The organism is Pseudomonas sp. MUP55 (assembly GCF_034043515.1).
In the GTDB taxonomy this organism is placed as follows: Bacteria; Pseudomonadota; Gammaproteobacteria; order Pseudomonadales; family Pseudomonadaceae; genus Aquipseudomonas.
Window position 1 is genome coordinate 3,550,175 of sequence record NZ_CP138214.1, and the last position, 24,424, is coordinate 3,574,598.

The window sequence follows — 24,424 nt, forward strand, 5'->3', positions numbered from 1 at the left end:
ATGTTCAAATATATTGGCGACATCGTTAAGGGTACCGGTACCCAGTTGCGAAGCCTGGTGATGGTGTTCGGTCACGGCTTTCGCAAACGCGACACCCTGCAATACCCGGAAGAAGCGGTGTACCTGCCGCCGCGCTATCGCGGCCGCATCGTACTCACCCGCGACCCCGATGGCGAAGAGCGTTGCGTAGCCTGCAACCTGTGCGCCGTGGCGTGCCCGGTGGGTTGCATCTCCCTGCAGAAAGCTGAAACCGAAGACGGTCGCTGGTACCCGGACTTCTTCCGTATCAACTTCTCGCGCTGCATTTTCTGCGGCCTCTGCGAGGAAGCTTGCCCGACCACCGCAATCCAGCTCACGCCGGATTTCGAGATGGCCGAGTTCAAACGTCAGGACCTGGTGTACGAGAAAGAAGATCTGCTGATCTCTGGTCCCGGTAAAAACCCTGATTACAACTTCTATCGTGTTGCAGGTATGGCCGTTGCCGGTAAGCCCAAGGGCGCCGCACAAAACGAAGCCGAGCCGATCAACGTGAAGAGCTTGCTGCCTTAAGGAAGAAAGATGGAATTCGCTTTCTATTTCGCATCGGGTATCGCGGTTGTGTCCACGCTTCGCGTGATCACCAACACCAACCCTGTGCACGCCCTGCTCTACCTGATCATTTCGCTGATCGCCGTGGCCATGACCTTTTTCGCACTCGGCGCACCGTTCGCCGGCGTGCTGGAAGTGATCGCCTACGCCGGCGCCATCATGGTGCTGTTCGTGTTCGTGGTAATGATGCTCAACCTCGGGCCGGCCTCGGTCGCCCAGGAACGCGTCTGGCTCAAGCCCGGCATCTGGCTCGGCCCGGTTGTGCTGGCAGCGCTGCTGCTGGGTGAACTGCTGTATGTGCTGTTCGCTCACCAGAGCGGTCAGGCCATCGGCCACACCACCGTCGATGCGAAAGCCGTGGGCGTCAGCCTGTTCGGCCCGTACCTGCTGGTGGTCGAACTGGCTTCGATGCTGCTGCTCGCCGCAGCCATCACCGCCTTCCACTTGGGCCGCAACGAAGCCAAGGAGCAATGACGATGCCTGCTATCCCTTTGGAGCATGGTCTGGCGGTCGCCGGCATCCTGTTCTGCCTTGGCCTGGTCGGCCTGATGGTTCGCCGTAACATTCTGTTCGTGTTGATGAGCCTGGAAATCATGATGAACGCCGCGGCATTGGCGTTCATCGTGGCGGGTAGCCGTTGGGGCCAGCCGGATGGACAAGTCATGTTCATCCTGGTGATCAGCCTGGCAGCCGCCGAGGCCAGTATCGGCCTGGCGATCCTGCTGCAACTGTATCGTCGCTTCCACACGCTTGATATCGACGCTGCCAGTGAGATGCGCGGATGAACATGATCTTTCTGACTTTCGTATTTCCCCTGATCGGTTTCCTGCTGCTGTCGTTCTCTCGTGGACGCTGGTCGGAAAACCTCTCGGCCCTGATCGGCGTGGGCTCCATTGGCCTGTCGGCCATCGTCGCCGCCTACGTCATCTGGCAATTCAACGTGGCGCCGCCGGAAGGTGGTCACTACACCCTGGTGCTGTGGCAATGGATGTCGGTGGAAGGCTTCAAGCCCAACTTCGCCCTCTACGTCGACGGCCTGTCGATCACCATGCTCGGCGTGGTGGTGGGTGTAGGCTTCCTGATCCACCTGTTCGCCTCCTGGTACATGCGCGGTGAAGCCGGTTACTCGCGTTTCTTCTCGTACACCAACCTGTTTATCGCCAGCATGCTGTTCCTGGTGCTCGGCGATAACCTGTTGTTCCTGTACTTCGGCTGGGAAGGCGTGGGCCTGTGCTCGTACCTGTTGATCGGTTTCTACTACAGCAACCGCAACAACGGTAACGCGGCACTCAAGGCGTTCATCGTTACCCGTATCGGCGACGTGTTCATGGCCATCGGCCTGTTCATCCTGTTCCAACAGGTGGGCACGCTGAACATCCAGGAACTGCTGGTGCTGGCACCGCAGAAATTCCAGGTCGGCGACTTCTGGATCACCCTGGCGACCCTGATGCTGCTGGGCGGCGCCGTGGGTAAATCCGCGCAACTGCCGCTGCAAACCTGGCTGGCGGATGCGATGGCCGGTCCTACTCCGGTGTCGGCACTGATCCACGCCGCGACCATGGTGACCGCCGGCGTCTACCTGATCGCCCGTACCCACGGCCTGTTCACCCTGGCGCCGGACATCCTGCACCTGGTAGGCATCGTCGGCGGTGTGACCCTGGTACTGGCCGGCTTCGCCGCGCTGGTGCAGACCGACATCAAGCGTATCCTCGCCTACTCGACCATGAGCCAGATCGGCTACATGTTCCTGGCCCTGGGCGTTGGCGCCTGGGACGCGGCGATCTTCCACCTGATGACCCACGCCTTCTTCAAGGCCCTGCTGTTCCTGGCCTCCGGTGCGGTGATCGTTGCCTGCCACCACGAGCAGAACATCTTCAAGATGGGTGGCCTGTGGAAGAAACTGCCGTTGGCCTACGCCAGCTTCATCGTCGGCGGTGCCGCGCTCGCCGCGCTGCCGCTGGTGACCGCCGGTTTCTACTCCAAGGACGAAATCCTCTGGGAAGCCTTTGCCAGCGGTAACCAGAACCTGTTGTACGCAGGCCTGGTGGGTGCGTTCATGACCTCGCTGTACACCTTCCGCCTGATCTTCATCACCTTCCACGGTGAAGCCAAGACCGAAGCGCACGCCGGCCACGGTATCTCGCACTGGTTGCCACTGTCGGTGCTGATCATTCTGTCGACCTTCATCGGCGCCCTGATCACTCCGCCACTGGCCGGTGTACTGCCGCAGAGCGTCGGCCATGCCGGCGGCGACGCCAAACACAGCCTGGAAATCGCCTCGGGTGCCATCGCCATTGCCGGTATTCTGCTGGCGGCCCTGTTGTTCCTCGGCAAGCGTCGCTTCGTGACCGCCGTGGCCAACAGCGGTATTGGCCGCTTCCTGTCGGCCTGGTGGTTCGCCGCCTGGGGCTTCGACTGGATCTACGACAAACTGTTCGTCAAGCCTTACCTTGCGATCAGCCATGTACTGCGCAAAGACCCGCTGGACCAGACCATCGGTTTGATCCCACGTGCAGCCAAGGGCGGTCACACCGCACTGAGCCGCAGCGAGACAGGGCAATTGCGTTGGTATGCAGCTTCCATGGCGGCCGGTGCCGTGCTGGTGATCGGCGCCATCGTAGTGGTAGCGGTCTGATATGAACTTTGCGAACTTGCGAAAGGAAACGAGCCTGTCATGATTCTGCCCTGGCTAATCCTGATCCCCTTTATCGGCGGCCTGCTCTGCTGGATGGGTGAACGCTTCGGCGCCACCCTCCCCCGCTGGATTGCGTTGCTGACCATGTCCCTGGAACTCGCGCTCGGCCTCTGGCTGTGGGCCCATGGCGACTATTCATTCGCGCCGGCTCCGGGTGTCGATCCAACCTTCGCGCTTGAATTCAAGCACGTGTGGATCCAGCGCTTCGGCATCAACGTGCACCTGGCCCTCGACGGCCTGTCGCTGTTGATGATCCTGCTGACCGGCCTGCTGGGTATCCTCTCGGTACTCTGCTCCTGGAAAGAGATCCAGCGTCACGTGGGCTTCTTCCACCTGAACCTGATGTGGATTCTGGGCGGTGTGGTCGGCGTGTTCCTGGCGCTGGACCTGTTCATGTTCTTCTTCTTCTGGGAAATGATGCTGGTGCCGATGTACTTCCTCATCGCGCTCTGGGGTCACAGTTCTTCGGACGGCAAGAAAACCCGGATCTACGCGGCGACCAAGTTCTTCATCTTCACCCAGGCTTCCGGCCTGATCATGTTGGTGGCGATCCTGGGTCTGGTACTGGTCAACTTCAACAACACCGGCGTGATTACCTTCAACTACGCCGACCTGTTGAAAACCAAGATGTCCCTGACCACCGAGTACATCCTGATGCTGGGCTTCTTCATCGCCTTCGCGGTGAAGCTGCCGGTGGTGCCGTTCCACTCCTGGTTGCCCGATGCCCACGCCCAGGCGCCAACCGCCGGTTCCGTGGACCTGGCCGGTATCCTGCTGAAAACCGCTGCCTATGGCCTGCTGCGTTTCGCCCTGCCGCTGTTCCCGAATGCCTCGGCCGAGTTCGCGCCGATTGCGATGACCCTGGGTCTGATCGGGATCTTCTACGGTGCGTTCCTGGCCTTCGCCCAAACCGACATCAAGCGTCTGATCGCCTTCTCGTCCGTTTCCCACATGGGTTTCGTACTGATCGGCATCTACTCCGGCAGCCAGCTGGCGTTGCAGGGCGCGGTGATCCAGATGTTGGCCCACGGCGTCTCGGCCGCTGCACTGTTTATCCTCAGTGGCCAGCTGTATGAGCGCCTGCACACCCGTGACATGCGTGAAATGGGTGGCGTGTGGTCGCGCATCGCTTACCTGCCGGCAATCAGCCTGTTCTTCGCCGCCGCCTCCCTGGGCTTGCCGGGTACCGGTAACTTCATCGGCGAGTTCCTGATCCTGATGGGTGCCTTCGTGCAGACGCCATGGATCAGCGCCATTGCCACCTCCGGCCTGGTGTTCGGTTCGGTCTACTCGCTGATCATGATCCACCGCGCCTACTTCGGCCCGGCCAAGTCCGACACCGTCCTGCAAGGGATGGATGCGCGCGAACTGATCATGGTGCTCGGCCTGGCGGTACTGCTGATCTACATCGGCGTATACCCGCAGCCGTTCCTGGACACTTCTGCCGCAACGATGCATGGCGTACAGCAGTGGTTCGGCACCGCCTTCTCTCAACTCGCTTCGGCCCGGTAAGAGCGCTATGGAATTCACGATCCAACACTTTATCGCGCTTGCGCCGCTGCTGATCACCAGCCTCACCATCGTGGTGGTGATGCTGGCGATCGCCTGGCGTCGCAATCACTCGCAAACGTTCCTGCTGTCCTGCGCCGGGCTGAACCTGGCCCTGCTGTCGATCATCCCGGCCCTCAAGGTCGCGCCACTGGCGGTTACGCCGTTGATGATGGTCGATGACTTCGCGCTGCTGTACATCGCGCTGATCCTGGTCGCGACCCTGGCCTGCGTCACCCTCGCACACGCCTACCTCGGCGAAGGCGGCACCGGCTATCCTGGCAACAAGGAAGAGCTGTACCTGCTGATCCTGCTGGCTGCGGCCGGTGGTATCGTGCTGGTCAGCGCGCAGCACCTGGCGGGCCTGTTCATCGGCCTGGAACTGCTGTCGATCCCGACGTACGGCCTGGTGGCCTATGCCTTCTTCAACAAGCGCTCCCTGGAAGCCGGCATCAAATACATGGTGCTGTCGGCCGCCGGTTCCGCGTTCCTGTTGTTCGGTATGGCCCTGCTCTACGCCGAAGCCGGCAGCCTGAGCTTCACCGGTATCGGCCACGCCCTGGCCGCCACCAACAGCCCTGCGCCAATCGCCCAACTGGGTCTGGCAATGATGCTGATCGGCCTGGCGTTCAAGCTCTCCCTGGTGCCGTTCCACCTGTGGACCCCGGACGTGTACGAAGGCGCCCCGGCGCCGGTGGCCGCGTTCCTGGCCACGGCCTCGAAAGTGGCGGTGTTCGCGGTGATGGTGCGGTTGTTCCAGATCTCGCCTGCCGCCAATACCGGTGTGCTGAGCAACGTGCTGACGGTGATCGCCATTGCGTCGATCCTGTTCGGCAACCTGCTGGCACTGACCCAGAACAACCTCAAGCGTCTGCTGGGTTACTCGTCCATCGCTCACTTCGGCTACCTGCTGATCGCCCTGGTGGCGAGCAAAGGCCTGGCCGTGGAAGCCATCGGCGTGTACCTGGTCACCTACGTGATCACCAGCCTCGGCGCGTTCGGGGTAATCACCCTGATGTCGTCGCCGTACAAAGGCCGTGACGCCGACGCCCTGTACGAATACCGCGGCCTGTTCTGGCGCCGTCCGTACCTGACCGCCGTGCTCACCGTGATGATGCTGTCCCTGGCGGGTATCCCGCTGACGGCCGGCTTTATCGGTAAGTTCTACATCGTTGCCACCGGCGTCGAAGCTCACGAGTGGTGGTTGGTAGCGTCCCTGGTACTGGGCAGCGCCATCGGCGTGTTCTACTACCTGCGCGTAATGGTCACCCTGTACCTGATCGAGCCAAACCTGCGCCGTGTGGATGCCGAGCTGCATTGGGAACAGAAGGCAGGCGGCGTCATGCTGCTGGCCATCGCCCTGCTCGCGTTCTTCCTGGGCGTGTACCCACAACCGTTGCTGACGCTGGTGCAGCACGCGGTGCTGGGGGTTTGATCGCTTAAGTTGATGCAGCAAACAAAACGGCGCCTTCGGGCGCCGTTTTGCGTTTCCAAGGCCTGGTTCTCGCCCTTCCCTGCTCGCTGACTTTTCCTTCTTGACCCGCCTCCTCATCTGGCATCTACCCGCTGGACGCGGCCTTAAGGTGGTTGCGTTTTAAGAAAGTTCCCACAGCAAGGTCACTTGACCCGTTGCGAGTGGGCCACCAAACTATACGCAGGCTACGTACAGAACATGGATGCTCTATTTATCGAACTGCCGGCATTCGAACGGCATCGCAGGGACTATCTGAGTGACGAGCTTTTCCAGGGTTTTCAACAAGAACTGATGAAAAACCCGGAAGCGGGAGACGTGATCGAAGGAACGGGAGGGTTACGCAAGGTTCGCTTCGTCGATGAGCGACGAAACAAAGGCAAGCGCGGTGGCCTGCGGGTCATTTACTACTGGTGGTCAGGCGGCACGCAATTCTGGTTATTCACTTTGTATGGCAAACACGAACAGAGCGACCTGACACCCCAACACAAGAAAGCCCTTAAACACATGCTGGACAGGGAAATCAAAGCGAGAGCACACAATGAAACGTGAAATTTTTTCCGAATTGGTCGAGGGCTTTGACGCCCTGGCCGACGAACGCCAAGGCAAAATCACCCTGCGCACCCATAAAGTCCACCTCAACAAACTGGCGCCGCTGACTGCCGACGAAGTGATCGCAGTGCGTCAGCAACTCAACCTTTCTCGGTCGGTATTTGCGATGTATCTGCGTACCAATACCCGCACCTTGGAGAATTGGGAGCAAGGACGAGCAAAACCAAACGCACAGGCCGTTACCCTGATTCGCCTGGTGGCGCGTTTTCCGGAAACCGTGGCGCAACTCGCTGTATTAAATTGAGAGATGCTCGTTAGGGAATGTGGGGGTTGGCCCCCCACATCCAGGGCAGTGCCTTAGAACGCGATACCGACCTTGAAGCCGTACTCGTCACGCTTGAGCTTGGTGTTGTCAGCGACATAGGAGTCGTCATCAAGCTTGTATTCGGTGCGAGTGTAGTAAAGGCCCGCCATCACCGGCATGTTGCCCTTCTGGTTCATCAGCAGGCTCACTTCGGCGTATGGGTTGGTGCGGTCCTTGAGGTCCACGCTGTCGCTGCCGATGCCGTCTACCTTGAGCTTGGCGCGGCCATCAATGGTGTGACGGGCGCCGGCTTCAACGCGCAGGGTCATGTCATCGAACTGGTGGTTGTAGCCCAGCGCCGCCTTGGCGAACGGCGACTTGTTGGTGAGCTTCATGTCGTAGCCATTGGTGTCCGGCTCGTAACGGGTCCAGGTGTAGCCACCGCCGACGATCACGTCGACGAAGTTGCGTGCATCCAGCGCGGCACGCCAGCCGAGGTCGAGGTCAGCCTGGCCTTCCTTGAGCTTGTTATCGCTTTTCTCGCCGTACTTGGCTTCGATACCGGCCTGGTAGATGAAGCCCGATTCGGCGGTGAGCTTGTTGCCGAAGTTGTAGAACAGGCCCGCCTCGGGCATGTGGTCCTTGTCGCTTTCGCTACCGCCTTCGAGTTTGAAGTCGTTATAGCTGCCCAGGATACCGAAGGTGGAAATCGGGTCGGTGGACGGTGCAGCGAACACCACGGTTGGCGCCGCTACCAGGGCCAGCAACGAAGTGTTCTTGAGGAATTTTCCGAATAGTCTGGACATCGTTTTACATCTCCATTTTTTGAGTGGGCAAAGTATTCAGGAACCGGTTCGAACCTTGGCGTTTGCAAAAAGTTCGAACGGATTTGCACCAAAATGAAGAAAAAACGGTTCAGCGAAGGCTCTAGGTCAATACTCTTGGCTTTGGGCCAGGACCAAGCCTTCAAGTGCCGCGTGTAACTGCGGATGATCCGGCAGGCGAATGGCAAAGGTGTCGCGCAGCAACGCGAGCATCTGGTCGGCACTTTTGATAGCGCGCTTTTCGCTGGGCCGATCCAGATAATGGGTCGCATAGTGGGCGTTGGCCAGGGTATGGCGCTTGCCAGGGACCAACAGCGCCGCTTTCAGTTGCCCCATGAACGGTGAGCCAGGGTGGGTGGAGACGTACCAGTTGCCCACTTCATAATCGATGTCGGTTTGCACCTGCAGGTCGAACACGTACAGGCCGCGCCACGCCTGGGCGACCTGGGCCCAGAGCGTGTAGTGGCCCTCATTCAAGGTCAGCCGGTAGGGTTCATGGGCGGTGGCCTGGGGCGCGTCGCTGTCCAGCCGTAATGGGCTGCTGGGCACCATGCCGCCAAAGCCGACATCGCTGATGTAACGCACGCCGTCCACGGTCACCAGGCTCAGGCGGTGGGTGCGCGCGGTGCGTGCATCCGGCGGGCCGCCCATGACCACCCATCCGGTGATACCGCGGGCATCAAACCCCAGCTCCAGCAACAGCGCGAGGAACAGCTGGTTCAATTCGTAGCAATAACCTCCGCGCCCGTCGAGCAGCACTTTTTGTTCGACGCTGGGCAGGTCGATCGGCACCGGCAGGCGTAGAAGGGTCGACAGGCTTTCAAAGGCAAAGGTGCACACATGGCGCAGTTGCAGGTCGCGCAGGGTCTGCAGAGTGGGCGGCGGCGGCGAGTCGTAGCCCAGGCGTTGCAGGTACACGCGGCTATGGGTGAGCGAGGTCATGGCGCGCTCCTTCGACGCAGTCTGAAGGCGCCACTATGCCGTGCATCGGCGCGAATTGTCATTTTGAATGAACCTTTGGCGGCGCCTGCCTATCCATCTATAACAAGACAGGGAGGCAACATGAGTACCGCTAAAATCTACACCATTCGCTATCAGCTGCACGGTAAACCCAAGTCTTTCGTAGTGCGCGCCGAGGTAATGAACAGCACTGAGGCCTGGCACTGGGCGGCAGTGGATGCCGATATTGCACATGTCAGTCGCATCGGCCGCGTCGGGCACGAGCAGGTGAAAAAGACCACCCGGCCCTGGGCGGAAAAGTTCGGCATCACTGACGTCAGCTGGAACCCACCAAAATAAACACAGCCCCGCACCTGTGCGGGGCCTGGTTCATTTCTTCAAGTCGCCCAGCGGATCGTAAGGCGGCTTTTTTTCCGACTGCTTTTGCTTGTCCAGCGGTGCAATGGCCGGGCCGATGGGGTCGACCTGCGGGTCGGCCAAGTCCGGCGAGTCGGGATCGAACCCCAACTCTTCCTTGCCGCTGGCATGTTCATCGGAACGCGGGCCGTTCGGGGGATTACTCATAAACACCTCCTTGCTTACAGCGGACGGGCTTTGTCGTGGAGGTTTTCCAGGTCTTGTTCGACCCGCTCCACATCGTCGTGATCCTGACGTTCCGCCGGATCGTTAGGGCGCAGTGCATCGTTATCGCGCTCCTCTTCGCCGGGGGTGCGATTGGGATCGGGCGTGCCAGGCGGCGGTTGCTTGTGTTCGGACATGGTCGTGACCTCATGGAGACTTCATGGATTTAGAGGAACCCCCGGTGGCCATCGTTCAACTTGATTGCTTCAAGCATGAGAAGATGCCTCCCCGCTCCGGAGACCTGACCCGCATGTTCGAGCTCAAACCCTGTGACCCCGCCCTCTATCGACAGCAGACCCGCCGCAGCACGTTGATCATCGCCATGGTGTTCCTGGCCCTGGCCATGTTGCTGTCGAGCCTGGCGGTGATGCTGTTCGGTGAACCGGGCGGCGATAACTTTCGCTTCAATGTCGGCGGTGTGTTTACCGGGGTGTTGATCACCGTTGCCCTGGTGCGTGGCCCCTTGCGGACCCAGCCGTGGATGGCAGCGGCGGTATACGGCTGGCAGCTCAAGCGCAGCCTGATGAGCGTGACCAATGTGATGCACAAGGTCAGCGAACGAGTACAGGCCAATGACCCGACCGCTATCAAGCTGTTGCGCTTCTACCACCTGGGGCTCACGCAGATGCACGCTCTGGACGCCAATTCCAGCGCACAGGCGCAACTGGCCGGTGAGATAGCCGCACACAAGGCGAACATGCAGGCACTGGGGATCGAGACGGAACAAACCCGCCTTGACCCTCTCTGGTTGGACAGCGTTAAAGGCGCTTGAGCCTCTCACCTCGTCAGAGCGAAACCCTGGCCCGCCAGCAAAACACCGCGCTGACGGCAATCGCCGCACCCGCGATGCCAAATACCCATTGCGCCGATGCAATCGGCAGCAGCAGACCCGCCAGCAACGGCCCCAGCCCCGCGCCGATATCTCGCCACACGGCGTTGGACGCCAGCGCGGACACGCGCATTGAGCCCGGATTACGCTCGGCCACCAACGTGGTCACCAGCGGCAATTGCAGCGCCCGCAACACCAACACCACCGCAGCGCCGACAATCACCCAATAACTGCCGAACGCCGTCAGTGCCAAGGCGCTTAAAAACGAAAACAGCAGCAGCATCGAGGTGGCACCGAAGCGCTGCGCGGCGCGCCCGCCCAAGGGGCTAAGCAGCAGTTCCGAGAGGTAACGCAGAGCCATTAGCCCGCCGGCAATCAAGACCGCGTCACCGCCCATGATTTTTTGTGCCTGGACCGACAGACCAAAGATAAACAAACCATCCAGCGCCACGCCTTCGATAAACGACCACATCGCAACGCTGTCGGGCCACTTGAAGCGTCGCCCGGGCGTGCCGTGCAGGTCATGCCCCGTAGCCGGCAAGCCTCGGGCGAACCAGAGTCCGATCAGACAGCACCCGGCGAGCACCAGAAAGATTGGGCGCGGTCCCGCCCATAAGGTCAGCACGCCGCCCAGCGGCAACGCCAGCATCGGCCCGCAGGCGATCAACGCACGCGAGCGCCCTGCACGGCGAGCGGCGCCTTGCGGCTCGGAAGTGGCGAGGACCTGGGTCGACAGGTTCAGCGCGGCGAAACACAGCCCCCAGACCAGACGCAAGCCCAGCAATGCGGCGAACCCCGACAACACCGAGTTACCCAAGGCACACAGGGCAGCAGCGCCAGCGGCGAGCATGCAGGTCAGGCGATCACCGTTGCGTGCGTAGAAATTCAATACATGCCGGTAGCCGAAAATCCGTACCAGGCGGTTCGCGGCCAGCAGCACACCGGCTTGAGCCAGGGTGATACCGAAAGCGTCCGACTCCATGGGTAGCAGCAGGTAGAGCAAGACGTCACTGGGCAGGCAGAAGCCGAGGGTCAGCGCGGCGCGACGGGACGATACATCAGCGGTGCGGTGGGCCAGGCTGGGCATAAACCGAAACATTCAGAAATATTCAGTCGCCACACTAGCCTTCCCCTGCCCTGTTTTACAAGGATTCCACGCTGCGTTGATAAGGCAGTAAACGCAGCCCACTGGCGACAGCCCCTACCAGCGCGAACACGCACCCCAGCCACAGCGCGTACTGCGGGCCGCTGTCGACAAATAGATGAAAACACAAGGCCACCAACGAGGCACCGAGGGTCTGCCCCAGCAACCGCGAGATCGCCACGATGCCACTGGCCCCGCCGCTGCGCGCCAACGGCGCACTGGTCATCAGGGCCTTGAGGTTGGGCGACTGGAAGAAGCCGAAGCCGGCGCCACACAAGGCCATGCGCCAGCCAATCTCGAAGGCCGAGGCGTCGTTGCCCAGGGTCGCGAGCGCGGCCATGCCAACGCTGAGCATCAACAGGCCGATGCCGCACAGCAGGCCCAACGAAACCCGATCAGCCAAACGCCCTGCAATCAAGGCCATGACCGCCACCACGGCCGGCCAAGGCGTCATCAGAAAGCCGGTCTCCACTTGGCTGTGGCCCAACGTCGACTGCAACAGAAACGGCAACGCTACGAAAGCCAGGCCTTGGGCGCTGAAGGCGCAGATCGCCGTCAGCGAAGACAATGCAAACACCGGGCGCTTGAACAAATCCACCGCCAGCATCGGCGCCGGGTGCCCGGCCTCGCGGCGCAGCAGCAACGCGCCAAACACCAGCGCCAGCCCGATCAGCCCCAAGGTCAGCGCGCCTTGCGCGCCATGCACAGCGGCGCCCAACCCCAGCACCAGCAAGGCGAACAGACCTGCACACAGCAGCGCTGCCAACCGGTCGAAGGCGTGCCAGGTGATGGGCAGCGTGGGTAACGAACGCAGGCCCAGGCCCAGGGCCATCAACCCCAACGGCACGTTGATCAGGTACAGCCAATGCCAAGTGGCCACCGAGAGGATTGCCGATGCGGCGGTGGGGCCCAACGTGAACGCCAGCCCCACCACCAGCGAGTTATAGCCCAGGCCACGCCCGAGCATTTTTGCCGGGTAGATATGCCGCAGCAGCGCGGTATTGACGCTCATCAGCGCCGCCGCGCCCAGGCCCTGCGCCACCCGTGCGGCGGTAAGCGTCAGCAGAGAACCGGCCAGCCCGCACAACAGCGACGAGACAATAAACAGCAGCAATCCGCCCAGATAAACGCGACGATGTCCCAGCACATCGCTGAGCGAAGCAAACGGCAGCACCGTGGCGACAATCGCCAGTTGGTAGGCGTTGACCACCCAGATCACCGAAGCCGAGTCAGTGCCAATCCCGTCGGCCAGCGTCGGCAAGGCGGTATTGACGATCGCGGTGTCCAGCGTTGCCATGCCGATCCCCAGAGAGAGGGCAATCACGGCCGGCAAGCGTTTATTGAGGGGCAGCCCATCGGCAACAAGAGACATGAACAATCCGCACAGGTGGCAAGGCGCCTAGATTACGGCCAGTGCGGATTTTTTTCAGCGGCCATTGGCGTGGCTGTCGATTTTTTCATGTTCGCAAGGGACAGCCGGTTACCGTTGAATCGGCTTGGCCAGCGTGATCGCGCTCAGGTCCAGATGCCCTTGTTTCAATGGCGGGCACCAGTAGTAGCCACCGGTCAACGGCGTACTGATGCGATACAAGCCATCGACAACCCCGTCTTCCAGCCCGCTCATGCGCCGCAGTTGCGCTTCGAACGCATCGAAGGAGTGCCCGAACGCCAGAAACATCAGCCCCGCCTGGCCGTTTTCGGCCCATGGCATTGAACGACGCACCACGAAGGCTTCCGGTGTGAAGCTTTCCTGGGCGGTGCGCTTGGTGTGGGCAAATTCGGGGGCGTCGTCGATTTCTTCGTTGTCGCCATGGCGACGGCCGATGATGTGGTCGCGCTCCTGGGCTGGTAACGCAGCGAAACCGTCGAGGTCGTGCTGCCACTGCTGGATGGCGGCGAAGCTGGCGCCGCTGTCGGTCAGGGCCGCCTCCACGGCTGCGTCGTCATGGGGGTTTTCGGTGCCGTCTTCGTAGTCGGTCAGGTCGAAACCGGTCTTGTAGCGAAAGCCTTCGGTCGATTGCACCAGGTGCAACGCCGGCGCCAGGGCTTTTTCGAATGCGCGGCTGCGCAGCAGCAATTCACCACGGTCCACGCCATGCAGCCATACCCACAACGCCTGCTGGGTCGACGGGTTATGCGCGCCCGGGCCGCTGACCGCAGGGAAGGCCCGCAACCCAGCGATGTCGGCACCCAGCGCCTTTACCAGCGGCTCACCGAAACCGACCACCGCCGCTGAATCCGTCAGTTGCACCAGCGCGTCCAGCGCAGCGGGCAAGGCGCCTGTGGACTCAATGGCAAAAAACAGATGGCGTGCCTGCAACGGCACCGGTGCGGCAAGAATGCCCGGCTGGTACTGACTCATGTGAACTCCTTCAAGAAAGCCGCGCAGTTTATCCCGAAGCGCCTGGAATGCGCAGTGCAAAGCGCGCAAGCCTTGCCACAGAGCCCGTGTATGGGTGACTCTCTAGTCATGTTTTGCAACTATTCCAGGAGTAGTGACATGACCACCCGTAACCTGCTCGCCCAACTGTTTCCCGCCTCCACCGCCGACATTCCCGAGGCCTTTCGCCTCGGGGAGCCGATTGAACAGCGTGATTACCTGGTCGACGGCCAGCTACGGGTGTGGAATGGCCCGTTGGCGCGCATTCAAAGCCCGGTGCAACTTGGCGACGAACGCGTGTACATCGGCAGCACACCGCTGCTGGACGCCGAGACCGCCCTTACTGCCCTCGACGCCGCGGTGCGCGCGTATGACCGGGGCCAGGGCGTATGGCCGACCATGCGCGTGGCTGACCGCATCCTGCACGTGGAAGCCTTTTTGCGGCGCATGCGCGAACAGCGCGATGCGGTGGTCAAGCTGCTGATGTGGGAGATCGGCAAGAACCTCAAGGACTCGCAGAAAGAGTTCGACCGCACCTGTGACTACATCATCGACACCATCAACGCCCTCAAGGAACTTGACCGCCGTGGCAGCCGCTTCGAGCTGGAGCAGGACACCCTGGGGCAAATCCGCCGCGTGCCGATGGGCGTGGCGCTGTGCATGGGGCCGTACAACTACCCGTTGAACGAGACCTTCACCACGCTGATCCCGGCGCTGATCATGGGCAACACTGTGGTGTTCAAGCCGGCCAAGCTCGGTGTGCTGTTGATCCGCCCGTTGCTGGAGGCGTTCCGCGACAGCTTCCCGGCCGGGGTGATCAACGTGATCTACGGCAGCGGCCGCGAAACGGTCAGCGCGCTGATGGCCAGCGGCAAGATCGACATCTTTGCGTTTATCGGCACCAACAAGGCGGCCAGCGACCTGAAGAAGCTGCATCCAAAACCGCACCGCCTGCGCGCCGCATTGGGCCTGGATGCGAAAAACCCCGGCATCGTGCTGCCCGAGGTCGACCTGGACAACGCGGTCAGCGAAGCGCTCACCGGCTCGTTGTCGTTCAATGGCCAGCGTTGCACCGCGTTGAAAATCCTGTTTGTGCACGAGGCAGTGGCTGACCAGTTCATCGAAAAATTCAACGCAAGGCTGGCGACATTGAAACCCGGCATGCCGTGGGAAGACGGGGTGGCGCTGACTCCGCTGCCGGAAGTGGGCAAGGTGGACTACCTCAACGACCTGGTGGCCGATGCCGCACAGCATGGCGCCAACGTAGTGAACCCCGATGGCGGCACCAGCCTGGGGTCATTCTTCTACCCGGCTGTGTTGTACCCGGTAAACCCGCAGATGCGCGTGTACCATGAGGAACAGTTCGGCCCCGTGGTGCCGATCGTGCCCTACCGTGACCTGCAGACAGTGATCGACTACGTACTGGACTCGGACTTCGGCCAGCAATTGAGCCTGTTCGGCACCAACGCCGGGGAAATCGGACGCCTGGTGGACACCTTCGCCAACCAGGTCGGCCGGATCAATATCAATGCCCAATGCCAGCGCGGGCCGGATACCTTCCCCTTCAACGGGCGCAAGAACTCGGCCGAGGGTACGTTGTCGGTACATGACGCCCTGCGCGTGTTCTCGATCCGCACCCTGGTGGCGACCAAGTTCCAGGAGAACAACAAGGCGTTGCTCGGTGACATCCTGCGCAACCGTGACTCGAACTTCATCAGCACCGACTACATCTTTTAAACACTCAGCTAAGTGAACAGGGGGAGCGAGCGGGCGTGCTCGCTCCCGCCTTCATATTGCAGCGCCACTACCGGAGGACACCTCAATACCGATGAACCTGCCCCTCTTCGCACGGCGCCTGCTGCGTCCGCTGCTCGACCCGTACCGGCGCTATCGCCATGCCAAGCTGATCCACGCCGTGCGCGTGTCCATTGGCCTGCTGGCGACGATTCTGCTGACCACCGGTATCAACCTGCCCCACGGTGAGTGGGCGTCGGTGACCATGCTGATTGTGATCGGCGGTTTGCAACATCACGGCAATATCGGCAAGAAAGCCGTGGAACGCGCCTACGGCACGTTGATCGGTGCCAGCGTGGGTTTGTTGGTGGTGGTTCAACATGCCTGGCTAGGCATGCCGCTGCTGACGTATCTGCTGATGTCGGCGGTATGCGGTTTTTTTTCCTACCACGCCATCGGCAAGGGCGGCTATATCGCACTGCTGTCGGCGATCACGGTATTCATTGTTGCTGGGCACGGTGACAACCCGATTTCGGACGGGTTGTGGCGCACCGTCGACATCCTGATCGGCATCGCGCTGGCCCTGGCGTTTTCCTTCGCCCTGCCGCTGTACGCGGTGTATTCGTGGCGCTACAACCTGGCGAGCGCCCTACGCGATTGTGCGGCGATCTATGGCCGGATCATCAATGGCCAATCGGTCACCGACGATGAACACCTCAAACTGCTCAACCGCTTGAACGCGGCGATGCTGCAACTGCGTTCGCTGATGCCGTCGGTGTCCAAGGAAGTGCGCATCTCAATGACCGAGCTGGACAAACTCCAGCGCCACCTGCGCATGTGCATCAGCACGCTGGAGATTCTTGGCAATACCCGCCCGGACCCGCGGGACGAGCAGTCCACGGCAAGGATGCGTGTGATGCTCAAGGCCGAGCACCGGCAGATTCGGGTTCAACTGGTGGGGATGGCACGGGCGTTGAAATCAGGCGTCACCGAGCGTCTGGAACGCCCGCATAACGCCAGCAGCCCGCCAACCTCGCTGGACGCCCCCGTATACAGCGCGCTGGATGGCTATCGCTTATTGACCGTACAGCTGGCGGCTAACGTGGACCAGATGCGTCAGCGCCTGGCGAAAAGCGCACCCCGCTGGAAGATTTAGTGTGACCGTTGAATAAGTTTGCTTGATTTAATGCATTCACACTTTCTCTTACATATTTTTCACGCTTTATTCACAAGCCGGAACGTAGTGTGAAGCCTCATCCGTTACAAACGTTGCATATCAAGCCCGCCGCCCCAGCGGGCTTTTTTTTGCCTGCTTTCTGGCGCTGGAAAACGCCCCGCCTTTGTAGGAGCGAGCTTGCTCGCGAAGAACGTAATAGCGGCGCGGCTCACCAGAATGCCCGCGTTATCGTTGACGTTTTTCGCGAGCAAGCTCGCTCCTACAGGGGTTTGGGGTTTGGCTTCAGCGTGTGGCCTGCTCACGAATCGCGCGCTGGGTCTCCAGCACTTTGGCCAAAGCCGTCTCAGCCTCTGCGCTCTGCTGCGGCACGCGGATGGCCGCCGATACCAGGGTAATGAGCTTGGCCATCACTTCGGCATCCGTGGCCGGGCGGCCCAGGCTCATGGAATTCATCAGCAGGCGCAATTCAGTGCCAGCCATCACCCCGGAAATCGCCTTGAGGGCAAATTGCAGGCGCACGCCCAATTCATTGCGCGGCAAATCCGGCAGCGCCAGGGCAAAGGCTTCGAAAAAGCGCTGGAACACCGGCTGGTAATGCACCTTGAGGTATTCCTGGATAAACGGCGAGGTGTCGCTGTACACACGACCGAGAAACCGGATGAATGAACGCCCTTCCCCACTGGCGGGGTCACTGCGCTCCAGGCCCATGGCCGGGGCGAACAGTACGCCCAACAGCGTATCGCAATCGAGCGGGCCGCTGGCCTCGGCTTCACAACGCGCCAGCAACTCCAGACGCTGCTCATTGAGCGGTTCGAGGCGCTGCATCAGCAGGGTTTTCATCAGGGAATCCTTGTCCCCGAAGTGATAGTTCACCGCAGCCAGGTTGACCTGGGCGCGCTCGGTAATCTGCCGTAATAAAACCGCGTCATATCCGTACTTGATAAAGAGAGCCTCTGTCGCATCCAGCAGTCGAGTCTTGGTGATGTTTGGAGCGCTGAGTTTCTTCGCGACCATAAGGGTTCCACGGGTGGGAAATATTGTTTAAAAAAATTATTTGATTTTTTATACCGGGGCCTTCGTTCGAAAGCAAGCAATGACACGGTGGCATAGTCTTGAAAGCTTTTGCCTACAGCAACATAGAAGGTCGCCAACATTGGTTTGCGCGCCCCGCGGCGTCTGGGCACACGGCATTTCAACGCCTCAAACCGCTCTAAATCCACCGCTGGCGAAGCCGTTTGAACGCGGTTACTATTCAAACAATTTTTTAAAAACAAGAAATAAAACCAGTCCGTAACGGGCACCGGCAGCCCCCCAAGTTGTTACAAAGATTTACAGGGCAGCCCAGCACCGTCGAGACTGCAGGCGTAGTCATGATGACAGAGACCCCCGCGCACCACAGCTTGGTTTCCCTGCACGGCATCGGCAAAAGCTATCAGCTTGCCGGGCAGCGCCTGTCCATTCTCAATGATGTGTGCCTGTCGATTGCCAGCGGCGAGAGCTGCGGCATCCTCGGTGCATCCGGTTCCGGCAAAAGCACCCTGCTCAATATCCTCGGCCTGCTGGATTTGCCCGACTGTGGCCAGTACCACTTTGCCGGCCACGACATTTTCAACGCCACGCCCGACGAACTGGCGGCACTGCGCAACCAGCAGATCGGTTTCGTGTTTCAGAGTTTCAACCTGTTGCCGCGCCTCAGCGCCCTCGACAACGTCGCACTGCCCCTGAGCTATCGCGGCGTGTCTCGTCACGAATCGGTGGAGCAGGCCTTGCGCATGCTCGAGCAGGTCGGCCTGGCCGAGCGTGCCCACCACCGCCCCGCCGACCTTTCCGGTGGCCAGCGCCAACGGGTCGCCATTGCCCGTGCATTGGTCGGCAAACCCTCGGTGATCCTCGCCGACGAACCCACCGGCAACCTCGACAGCAGCACCGCACAGGACATCATGAACCTGCTGCTGGCGCTCAATCGCGAGCAGCAGGTAACGCTGATCATCGTCACCCACGACGCGCAGATCGCCGAGCGGCTGGAGCGCAAGATCCTGGTGCGCAACGGTGTGGTGCACGAGGACCTGCGCCCATGAGCCTGCGGGTCGAGCAGAGCCTGAGCCAACTGCTGCATGAAGCGTTCATCAGCCTGCGCACCCTGGGCAAACGCTCGGTGCTGGCCCTGCTGGGCATCGTGATCGGCAGTTCGTCGGTGGTGGCGCTGATCAATATCGGCCATAACGCCGCAACCGACGCCGCGATGATATTCAAGGACATGGGCACCGACATCCTGGTCGTTCAGTTCCCGCCCAAGGGCACCAGCAACGTCCCGATGCGTACCCAACTCGACTTGGGCTCGGTGCGCCAGGCCGTGCCAGGCATTGCCCATATCGGCGCGCTCAGCTTGTTCAGCGGGCCCATTGTGTTCCATGGCCGCACCGCCAATGCAAACTTCGTCGGCAGCACCTCGGATGTGCAGGCCGCCATGCGTCTGGTGGTGCGCGAGGGGCGATTGCTGTCAGCCTTCGATGCCAGCGAAACCTATGGAGTGATCGGCGACCAGGTCGCCCAGGCCCTCGGCGCACCCGGCGATCCGCTCAAGCTGGGTGATCGCGTGCGCATCAACGACTACCTGTTCCTGATCGTCGGCATCCTGCATAACCAGCCCCGGGCCATGCTGATGCCGGTGCAAGCCAATGAATCGCTGTTCATGCCTGCCGAAGGCATGCGGCGCATCTTCGCCAGCCCGCAGATCAACAACGTGATCATCCGCGCCCAGCCTGGGCAAGACATGGAACGCGTGGCCCGGGACGCCGCCGCTGCGCTGCAACCGCAACTGACCGAGCACAATGTCGACATCACGGTGCCCCAGCAGATGATCGACGGCATGACCCGCCAAAGCCGCACCTTCGCCTATCTGCTGCTGGCCCTCGGCGCGATTTCGCTGATAGGCGGCGGTGTCGGGGTGATGAATGTGATGCTGATGAACGTTTCGCAGCGTCGCCGCGAGATCGGCATCCGCATGGCCCTGGGCGCGCGCCAGCGGGATATCCGCAACCTGTTCCTGCTCGAAGCCGTCACCCTGACCGCCGTCGGCGCGCTGTGCGGCGCGGTATTGGGCATGACCGCCGCCTGGTTCTACGCGTGGCTGTCGGGCTGGGCCTTTTCCCTGGCGGTGGCCGCCCTGCCCCTGGGCGTCGGCAGCACGTTGCTGGTGGGTCTGTTCTTTGGCATCTACCCGGCGGTCTCGGCCTCACGCCTGCAACCGGTGGAGGCCCTGCGCGATGAATAGATGGCTACTGCTGCTGGCGCTGATCGGCCTGCCCGCCATGGCGGCTGACGTGGTCGTCACACCTTCGGCGCCGAGCACCACCCGCAGCGGCTATGACCGGGGCGTATCGCTGAACGCCCAGGCGACAACGTTGACCCTGGGCGACGCGGTGTACCTGGGCCTGCGCAACAACCCGGCGATCCGCAGCGCTTACCTGCAGCGCGTGGCGCAAAAGTTCGACCTGCGGGTCGCCGAAGACGTGTTCAACCCTAAGCTCACCCTCAACAGTTACTACCGCGGCACCCGAGGCTCCCAGGACAGCGCGCGCAACGCCAACCTGGCACCGTCCACCAGCCTGCTCGGCGAGTACGGCACCCGCCTGAGCATGGCCTGGACCCAGCAACTGAACAACGCCAACCGCGCCGGCCGTTACCGCAGCGACGGCCTTGACCTGGCCGTCATCCAGCCGCTGATGCGCGGCGCCGGCTGGGACGCCACCACGGCGCCGCTGCGCCTGTCGCGCCTGGCGGAACAGGCCAACCGCCTCAACCTCAAAGCCACCGTGGCGCAGACCATCAGCCAGATCATCGCGACCTACCGCGAGTTACTGCGGGCCCAGGAGCAACAGTCGATCGTGCAGGAAGCGCTCAAGCGTTCCACTACGCTGCTGGAGGTGAACAGGGCGTTGATCAGCGCCGGACGCATGGCCGAGTTCGAGATCGTGCAGACCGAAGCCGATATCGCCACCCAGCAATTGGGCGTGGAGGAAGCGCAGAACCAACTGGATACCAGTCGCCTTGCCCTCCTGCGCCTGCTGGCCCTGGACCTGTCCACGCCGATTCGCGCCACCGAAGCCCTGGAGGCCAGGCCCATGGAAATCGACAGGCGCCAGGCGTTCAACCTGGCGCAAACCCAGCAACCGGAATACCTCGCCGCCCTGCTGGGCAGCCAGCAAGCCGACCTGAACCTGGTGATCGCCAAGGACTCCGGGCGTTGGCAAGTGGACCTGGTGGCCGGTGCAAACCAGGTGCGCGATGCCTTTGACAGCGACAACGGCCGTACCAATAACCGTACCTGGGACAGCTACGCCGGGGTACAGGTGCAGATCCCCATCGGTGACATCAGCACGCGCCAGGCCGAAGTTCGCGCGCGGGTGAATGTCGAGGACCAGGAGATCCGCATCACCGACGCCCGCCAGGAGCTGGAACGCAACGTCAACGACGTGGTGCGCGACCTCGGCACCCGCTGGCGCCAATACGAAATCTCCCAGCGTGCCGTGGAGCTGTCGCGGCGCAAGATCGAGATCGAACGGGAAAAACTCAGCGCCGGGCGCTCCACCAACTTTCAGGTGCTGAGCTTCGAGACGGACCTGCGCAACGCCGAAAACGCGCGGCTCAATGCGCTGATCGCTTATTTGAACGCTCAGACCCAGCTGGACTTGACGCTGGGCATGACCCTGGAAAGCTGGGAAATCGCCCTCAATGACTACTAATCGCAAACGCCTGCTGGGTGCTGTGTTGATCGTGCTGATGGCCGGCGCAGGATTGGCCTTGCGCGGCCCGGCGCAAGGCCCGGCCAGCGCCGGTGAACACTGGCTGGCGGTGAAGACCGACCCGCTGGTGCACCAGATCGGCCTGGTCGGCAAGATCGAGCCCGACACCACCGTCACGCTCACCGCGCCATTCGACGGCAATGTACTGGCGAACCTGGTCGAGCAAGGCCAGCGCGTCGAGGCCGGGCAGGTGCTGCTGCGCATGGACCCGGCCACCCTCGAAGTGCAACTGCGCGAGGCCCTCTCCGCCCAACTCAAGGCCCGGCGCACCGTGCAGGAAATGCAGGACTGGGACAGCAGCGCCGCCGTCACCCGGGCCCGGCGCAGCTTGCGCACCGCAGAGATGAGCGCCGGTAACACCCAGCGCAAACTCACCGAAAGCGAAAACCTGTTCAAGCGCGGCATCATCCCGCGCAACGAACTCGACGACCTCAAGCAACAGGCCCAGCAGCAACAGCTGGACCTGGCAGCGGCGCGCAGTGAACTGCAACAGGCGCTGGACCAGGGCAAGGGCGAATACCGGCAGATCGCCGATATGGAGTTGACCAACGCCACGGTGAAATATGATGCCCTGCACACGCTGCTCGAAGGCAAAGAGGTCAAGGCGCCCTTCTCCGGCATCGTGGTCCCGGCCCCCGGCATCAGCACCTCGTCCGCAGGCGGCGGCAATAACAACGCACCGGTCCAGGCTGGCAGCAAGGTCAGCCAGGGCCAGGTGCTGTTCGGCCTGGCCAATATCGAACGCTTGAAAATCGTCGCCAGGGTCTCTGAGTTGGACATCAACCAACTGCATCAAGGCCAGGCCGTGGAAGTCATGGGGGACGGGTTCGACGGTGAGCGGCTGACGGGGTCGGTCAGCGTCGTCAGCGGCCTGGCCATCGCCAACGACAGCCAGGGCAGCGCGCAGTTTCCAGTAACGTTGGCAATCCCCACACTCACCCCGCAGCAGTTACAGCGGGTGCGCCTGGGGATGAGCGCACGGTTGACCATTGTGACGTACAGCAATGCGCAGGCGATCGTGGTACCGAGCGAGGCGATCCGGGCGGACAACACCGTCGAGTACCGGGCGGCGATGGACCAGCCGGTGGAGCGGGTGAAGGTGACCACCGGGCAATCGACGCCGCAGGGCGTCGAGGTGTTCGGCCTCAAGCCCGGGTTTGTAAATACCTCAAGATAAACGCCGATCAACCTGTGGGAGGGGGCTTGCCCCCCGATGGCGGTGGGTCAGTCACAGGTGCAGTGGCTGATATGCCTTCATCGGGGGCAAGCCCCCTCCCACAGGGGATCATCATTGTTACGAGGCATTTATTTATGCAGCCACCGTCGATCATGCACAACCTGCAGACTGCCTGACCCAACCCGGTCCAAAAATGTGGCAGGGGCTTGCCTTCGATGGCGGTGGGTCAGTCACAGGGGCAGTGGCTGATATACCTTCATCGGGGGCAAGCCCCCTCCCACAGGGATCATCATTGTTTCGAGGCATTTATTTATGCAGCCACCTTCAATCATGCACAACCTTCCACCGCCTGACCCAACCCAGTCCAAAATGTGGGAGCAACTGTCTTATTGGATTCAATTCAGAAGTCATTTTCATAGGCAGCAAAGCTCCCACAGCTTAGGCCGTGCAATGCTGAAGGAAATTGCTGCTACCGAGCTAATCGGTGCGCTCTTTCCATTCAGTGCGGTCACGCAGCATCGCGTTCAGACGTACCAACAAAACGCGCATACAGGCGATCAACGCGACTTTGGCGCATTTCCCTTTATCACGTAGCGCCTTATATCGAGTCCCGAATTCTGGCTGGTCACGGATAACCACCCAACAGGCCATGTAAAGTGAGCGACGGGCTGAAAACCTTCCGCCACTAATATGGCGTGCACCTTTATGCCTTCCGCTGTCGTTGTTGTACGGAGCGAGGCCCGCTAGTGCCGCGATAGGGCGCCCTCCAATCTCTCCCAGCTCAGGCAGGTAAGCCATAAGACTGGTGGCAGTAACCAGCCCGATTCCTTTGACTGAACACAGTCGAGCCACCTTTTCGCTATCTAACTCGTTCGCACTTTGACGAATCAGTTGATCTATCGCCTCCACTGCCACGGTCAAATAGTCGATATGGTTCTGTAATGCAGGCTTTACCGCATCGCAGGAAGCTGTTTTCAGGCGTCGTCTGTCGTCATCTCTTTGCTGAACAAAATGCTCCCGCTGCTGGACCAACGCGCGCAGCTTATCGTGCTCCGGGCTTGTAACTCGGGCGCTTGGCGAGTCTAGAACAGCTGCATAGTGCGCAAGAGACTTTGCGTCTATCGGGTCGGTTTTGGCTTGTTTGCCCATCGCCCTGGAAAAACTCTTGGCTCGGTGCGGATTGATGCAGATGACATCAAGGCCCGCAGCCTGAAGCGCCTTCATGACTTTGCGCTCATAACCGCCAGTAGCCTCCAATACCACGCGACCAACCTGGTGAAGCAATAGCCACCCAATCAACCCAGGGAAATCTTCTTCGGCGTTAGCGCAATTTACCCCAACGTCAACCTGATTAACTCGAGCCTCAAGGCTGTCCTTGGAAACATCAATACCTGCTGGATAGGAAAACATAGCCAAATCCTCTTACACTTAATGTGAGAGCGCTCTGGCTTGGCCCACGCTTGTAACTGTTCGAGGTGGGCTCGTTCAACTGTTCGGGCTCATGTCCAGAGCGGAGAGGTGAGTAGCAGCGTGGGCTCCCACACGTGCTTTAAGCACTCGGGGCATTCAGCTTGCTACTCACCGCTCTCACCCTCAGTCTAATCCTGGCTCAAGA

At 61.1% G+C, this 24,424-nt stretch carries 26 protein-coding genes; 16 read left to right on the plus strand and 10 right to left on the minus strand.

Features of this window, described 5'->3' with window-relative positions; genetic code table 11:
- The 8 genes from nuoI (at position 1) to SC318_RS15930 (ending at position 7,158) form a co-directional block, all read left to right on the plus strand.
- Positions 1 to 549: an NADH-quinone oxidoreductase subunit NuoI gene (gene nuoI, locus SC318_RS15895; protein ID WP_003174725.1), complete on the plus strand. Its 549-nt coding sequence runs from the start codon at positions 1 to 3 to the stop codon at positions 547 to 549.
- Between the two features lie 9 nt (positions 550 to 558).
- The gene (gene nuoJ / locus SC318_RS15900; RefSeq protein ID WP_065884950.1) at positions 559 to 1,062 is read left to right on the plus strand and encodes an NADH-quinone oxidoreductase subunit J; all 504 of its coding nucleotides are present in this window, start codon (positions 559 to 561) and stop codon (positions 1,060 to 1,062) included.
- A gap of 2 nt (positions 1,063 to 1,064) precedes the next feature.
- Positions 1,065 to 1,373: an NADH-quinone oxidoreductase subunit NuoK gene (gene nuoK / locus SC318_RS15905; protein ID WP_003219560.1), complete on the plus strand. Its 309-nt coding sequence runs from the start codon at positions 1,065 to 1,067 to the stop codon at positions 1,371 to 1,373.
- Positions 1,370 to 3,223 (plus strand): NADH-quinone oxidoreductase subunit L, encoded by a 1,854-nt coding sequence (gene nuoL, locus SC318_RS15910; RefSeq protein ID WP_320427563.1) that lies wholly within the window; start codon positions 1,370 to 1,372, stop codon positions 3,221 to 3,223. The genes nuoK and nuoL overlap by 4 nt, the downstream gene beginning before the upstream one ends.
- Positions 3,224 to 3,262: 39 nt before the next feature.
- A complete protein-coding gene (gene nuoM / locus SC318_RS15915; RefSeq protein ID WP_010209575.1) occupies positions 3,263 to 4,795 on the plus strand; it encodes an NADH-quinone oxidoreductase subunit M in 1,533 nt (510 codons plus the stop codon).
- Between the two features lie 7 nt (positions 4,796 to 4,802).
- The gene (gene nuoN, locus SC318_RS15920; RefSeq protein WP_003192122.1) at positions 4,803 to 6,266 is read left to right on the plus strand and encodes an NADH-quinone oxidoreductase subunit NuoN; all 1,464 of its coding nucleotides are present in this window, start codon (positions 4,803 to 4,805) and stop codon (positions 6,264 to 6,266) included.
- Between the two features lie 237 nt (positions 6,267 to 6,503).
- Positions 6,504 to 6,854: a type II toxin-antitoxin system RelE/ParE family toxin gene (locus tag SC318_RS15925; protein ID WP_124387138.1), complete on the plus strand. Its 351-nt coding sequence runs from the start codon at positions 6,504 to 6,506 to the stop codon at positions 6,852 to 6,854.
- Entirely contained in the window at positions 6,844 to 7,158 is a 315-nt protein-coding gene (locus SC318_RS15930) for a type II toxin-antitoxin system RelB family anti-toxin transcriptional regulator (RefSeq protein WP_320427564.1), read from the plus strand. Before SC318_RS15925 ends, SC318_RS15930 begins: the two co-directional genes overlap by 11 nt.
- Before the next feature lie 53 nt (positions 7,159 to 7,211).
- Here SC318_RS15930 and SC318_RS15935 read toward each other — a convergent pair whose 3' ends face one another.
- Positions 7,212 to 7,964, minus strand: a complete 753-nt coding sequence (locus SC318_RS15935) for an outer membrane beta-barrel protein (RefSeq protein WP_320427565.1) — start codon at positions 7,962 to 7,964, stop codon at positions 7,212 to 7,214.
- A gap of 126 nt (positions 7,965 to 8,090) precedes the next feature.
- Positions 8,091 to 8,924, minus strand: a complete 834-nt coding sequence (locus SC318_RS15940; protein WP_320427566.1) for an arylamine N-acetyltransferase family protein — start codon at positions 8,922 to 8,924, stop codon at positions 8,091 to 8,093.
- Positions 8,925 to 9,044: 120 nt separating this feature from the next.
- Between SC318_RS15940 and SC318_RS15945 the strand changes: the two genes are divergently transcribed.
- On the plus strand, positions 9,045 to 9,281 hold the full coding sequence (locus SC318_RS15945; RefSeq protein WP_320427567.1) for a DUF6555 family protein: 237 nt from the start codon (positions 9,045 to 9,047) through the stop codon (positions 9,279 to 9,281).
- Positions 9,282 to 9,311: 30 nt separating this feature from the next.
- Here the strand turns inward: SC318_RS15945 and SC318_RS15950 are convergent, their stop codons facing one another.
- Complete coding sequence (locus SC318_RS15950) at positions 9,312 to 9,506, minus strand: DUF6021 family protein (RefSeq protein ID WP_124387143.1); 195 nt, start codon at positions 9,504 to 9,506, stop codon at positions 9,312 to 9,314.
- Between the two features lie 14 nt (positions 9,507 to 9,520).
- On the minus strand, positions 9,521 to 9,700 hold the full coding sequence (locus tag SC318_RS15955; protein ID WP_320427568.1) for a hypothetical protein: 180 nt from the start codon (positions 9,698 to 9,700) through the stop codon (positions 9,521 to 9,523).
- 113 nt (positions 9,701 to 9,813) lie between these two features.
- Here SC318_RS15955 and SC318_RS15960 point away from each other — a divergent pair, with 113 nt between their 5' ends.
- Positions 9,814 to 10,335: a DUF3087 family protein gene (locus tag SC318_RS15960; RefSeq protein ID WP_320431246.1), complete on the plus strand. Its 522-nt coding sequence runs from the start codon at positions 9,814 to 9,816 to the stop codon at positions 10,333 to 10,335.
- A gap of 13 nt (positions 10,336 to 10,348) precedes the next feature.
- Here SC318_RS15960 and SC318_RS15965 read toward each other — a convergent pair whose 3' ends face one another.
- The 3 genes from SC318_RS15965 to SC318_RS15975 all read right to left on the minus strand — a co-directional run bounded on the left by SC318_RS15965 (position 10,349) and on the right by SC318_RS15975 (position 13,898).
- Entirely contained in the window at positions 10,349 to 11,479 is a 1,131-nt protein-coding gene (locus SC318_RS15965; protein WP_320427569.1) for an MFS transporter, read from the minus strand.
- 55 nt (positions 11,480 to 11,534) lie between these two features.
- The gene (locus SC318_RS15970) at positions 11,535 to 12,908 is read right to left on the minus strand and encodes an MFS transporter (protein WP_320427570.1); all 1,374 of its coding nucleotides are present in this window, start codon (positions 12,906 to 12,908) and stop codon (positions 11,535 to 11,537) included.
- Between the two features lie 108 nt (positions 12,909 to 13,016).
- Complete coding sequence (locus tag SC318_RS15975; RefSeq protein WP_320427571.1) at positions 13,017 to 13,898, minus strand: Dyp-type peroxidase; 882 nt, start codon at positions 13,896 to 13,898, stop codon at positions 13,017 to 13,019.
- A 138-nt stretch (positions 13,899 to 14,036) separates the two neighbouring features.
- Between SC318_RS15975 and SC318_RS15980 the strand changes: the two genes are divergently transcribed.
- Both SC318_RS15980 and SC318_RS15985 read left to right on the plus strand, forming a co-directional pair.
- Positions 14,037 to 15,653, plus strand: a complete 1,617-nt coding sequence (locus SC318_RS15980) for an NADP-dependent glyceraldehyde-3-phosphate dehydrogenase (RefSeq protein WP_320427572.1) — start codon at positions 14,037 to 14,039, stop codon at positions 15,651 to 15,653.
- A 91-nt stretch (positions 15,654 to 15,744) separates the two neighbouring features.
- Positions 15,745 to 16,806 (plus strand): FUSC family protein, encoded by a 1,062-nt coding sequence (locus SC318_RS15985; RefSeq protein ID WP_320427573.1) that lies wholly within the window; start codon positions 15,745 to 15,747, stop codon positions 16,804 to 16,806.
- Positions 16,807 to 16,910: 104 nt separating this feature from the next.
- Here the strand turns inward: SC318_RS15985 and SC318_RS15990 are convergent, their stop codons facing one another.
- Together SC318_RS15990 and SC318_RS15995 are read right to left on the minus strand one after the other, a co-directional pair.
- The gene (locus SC318_RS15990) at positions 16,911 to 17,078 is read right to left on the minus strand and encodes a hypothetical protein (protein ID WP_320427574.1); all 168 of its coding nucleotides are present in this window, start codon (positions 17,076 to 17,078) and stop codon (positions 16,911 to 16,913) included.
- Positions 17,079 to 17,109: 31 nt separating this feature from the next.
- Positions 17,110 to 17,841, minus strand: a complete 732-nt coding sequence (locus tag SC318_RS15995; protein ID WP_306493484.1) for a TetR/AcrR family transcriptional regulator — start codon at positions 17,839 to 17,841, stop codon at positions 17,110 to 17,112.
- A 356-nt stretch (positions 17,842 to 18,197) separates the two neighbouring features.
- Here SC318_RS15995 and SC318_RS16000 point away from each other — a divergent pair, with 356 nt between their 5' ends.
- From SC318_RS16000 to SC318_RS16015, 4 genes are read left to right on the plus strand one after another with little or no spacing between them, the layout of a single operon-like run.
- Entirely contained in the window at positions 18,198 to 18,905 is a 708-nt protein-coding gene (locus tag SC318_RS16000) for an ABC transporter ATP-binding protein (RefSeq protein WP_320427575.1), read from the plus strand.
- Complete coding sequence (locus SC318_RS16005; protein ID WP_320427576.1) at positions 18,902 to 20,101, plus strand: ABC transporter permease; 1,200 nt, start codon at positions 18,902 to 18,904, stop codon at positions 20,099 to 20,101. Before SC318_RS16000 ends, SC318_RS16005 begins: the two co-directional genes overlap by 4 nt.
- On the plus strand, positions 20,094 to 21,572 hold the full coding sequence (locus SC318_RS16010) for a TolC family protein (RefSeq protein WP_320427577.1): 1,479 nt from the start codon (positions 20,094 to 20,096) through the stop codon (positions 21,570 to 21,572). The genes SC318_RS16005 and SC318_RS16010 overlap by 8 nt, the downstream gene beginning before the upstream one ends.
- A complete protein-coding gene (locus tag SC318_RS16015; protein ID WP_320427578.1) occupies positions 21,562 to 22,809 on the plus strand; it encodes an efflux RND transporter periplasmic adaptor subunit in 1,248 nt (415 codons plus the stop codon). Before SC318_RS16010 ends, SC318_RS16015 begins: the two co-directional genes overlap by 11 nt.
- Before the next feature lie 477 nt (positions 22,810 to 23,286).
- Here SC318_RS16015 and SC318_RS16020 read toward each other — a convergent pair whose 3' ends face one another.
- Positions 23,287 to 24,219, minus strand: coding sequence for an IS110 family transposase (locus SC318_RS16020; protein ID WP_320427579.1), 933 nt, complete (start codon positions 24,217 to 24,219; stop codon positions 23,287 to 23,289).
- Positions 24,220 to 24,424: the final 205 nt, after the last annotated feature.

Excerpts from the sequence above, each read along its gene's own strand:
- SC318_RS15985 (WP_320427573.1), top strand. The coding sequence starts at position 15,745 with ATGAACCTGCCCCTCTTCGCACGGCGCCTGCTGCGTCCGCTGCTCGAC.
- SC318_RS16005 (WP_320427576.1), top strand. The coding sequence starts at position 18,902 with ATGAGCCTGCGGGTCGAGCAGAGCCTGAGCCAACTGCTGCATGAAGCG.
- nuoM (WP_010209575.1), top strand. The coding sequence starts at position 3,263 with ATGATTCTGCCCTGGCTAATCCTGATCCCCTTTATCGGCGGCCTGCTC.
- nuoJ (WP_065884950.1), top strand. The coding sequence starts at position 559 with ATGGAATTCGCTTTCTATTTCGCATCGGGTATCGCGGTTGTGTCCACG.
- SC318_RS15955 (WP_320427568.1), bottom strand. The coding sequence starts at position 9,700 with ATGTCCGAACACAAGCAACCGCCGCCTGGCACGCCCGATCCCAATCGC.
- SC318_RS16010 (WP_320427577.1), top strand. The coding sequence starts at position 20,094 with ATGAATAGATGGCTACTGCTGCTGGCGCTGATCGGCCTGCCCGCCATG.
- SC318_RS15935 (WP_320427565.1), bottom strand. The coding sequence starts at position 7,964 with ATGTCCAGACTATTCGGAAAATTCCTCAAGAACACTTCGTTGCTGGCC.
- SC318_RS15960 (WP_320431246.1), top strand. The coding sequence starts at position 9,814 with ATGTTCGAGCTCAAACCCTGTGACCCCGCCCTCTATCGACAGCAGACC.
- nuoK (WP_003219560.1), top strand. The coding sequence starts at position 1,065 with ATGCCTGCTATCCCTTTGGAGCATGGTCTGGCGGTCGCCGGCATCCTG.
- nuoL (WP_320427563.1), top strand. The coding sequence starts at position 1,370 with ATGAACATGATCTTTCTGACTTTCGTATTTCCCCTGATCGGTTTCCTG.
- SC318_RS15975 (WP_320427571.1), bottom strand. The coding sequence starts at position 13,898 with ATGAGTCAGTACCAGCCGGGCATTCTTGCCGCACCGGTGCCGTTGCAG.
- SC318_RS15965 (WP_320427569.1), bottom strand. The coding sequence starts at position 11,479 with ATGCCCAGCCTGGCCCACCGCACCGCTGATGTATCGTCCCGTCGCGCC.
- SC318_RS15945 (WP_320427567.1), top strand. The coding sequence starts at position 9,045 with ATGAGTACCGCTAAAATCTACACCATTCGCTATCAGCTGCACGGTAAA.
- SC318_RS16020 (WP_320427579.1), bottom strand. The coding sequence starts at position 24,219 with ATGTTTTCCTATCCAGCAGGTATTGATGTTTCCAAGGACAGCCTTGAG.
- SC318_RS15980 (WP_320427572.1), top strand. The coding sequence starts at position 14,037 with ATGACCACCCGTAACCTGCTCGCCCAACTGTTTCCCGCCTCCACCGCC.
- nuoI (WP_003174725.1), top strand. The coding sequence starts at position 1 with ATGTTCAAATATATTGGCGACATCGTTAAGGGTACCGGTACCCAGTTG.
- SC318_RS15930 (WP_320427564.1), top strand. The coding sequence starts at position 6,844 with ATGAAACGTGAAATTTTTTCCGAATTGGTCGAGGGCTTTGACGCCCTG.
- SC318_RS15995 (WP_306493484.1), bottom strand. The coding sequence starts at position 17,841 with ATGGTCGCGAAGAAACTCAGCGCTCCAAACATCACCAAGACTCGACTG.
- SC318_RS15950 (WP_124387143.1), bottom strand. The coding sequence starts at position 9,506 with ATGAGTAATCCCCCGAACGGCCCGCGTTCCGATGAACATGCCAGCGGC.
- nuoN (WP_003192122.1), top strand. The coding sequence starts at position 4,803 with ATGGAATTCACGATCCAACACTTTATCGCGCTTGCGCCGCTGCTGATC.
- SC318_RS15940 (WP_320427566.1), bottom strand. The coding sequence starts at position 8,924 with ATGACCTCGCTCACCCATAGCCGCGTGTACCTGCAACGCCTGGGCTAC.
- SC318_RS16015 (WP_320427578.1), top strand. The coding sequence starts at position 21,562 with ATGACTACTAATCGCAAACGCCTGCTGGGTGCTGTGTTGATCGTGCTG.
- SC318_RS15970 (WP_320427570.1), bottom strand. The coding sequence starts at position 12,908 with ATGTCTCTTGTTGCCGATGGGCTGCCCCTCAATAAACGCTTGCCGGCC.
- SC318_RS15925 (WP_124387138.1), top strand. The coding sequence starts at position 6,504 with ATGGATGCTCTATTTATCGAACTGCCGGCATTCGAACGGCATCGCAGG.
- SC318_RS16000 (WP_320427575.1), top strand. The coding sequence starts at position 18,198 with ATGATGACAGAGACCCCCGCGCACCACAGCTTGGTTTCCCTGCACGGC.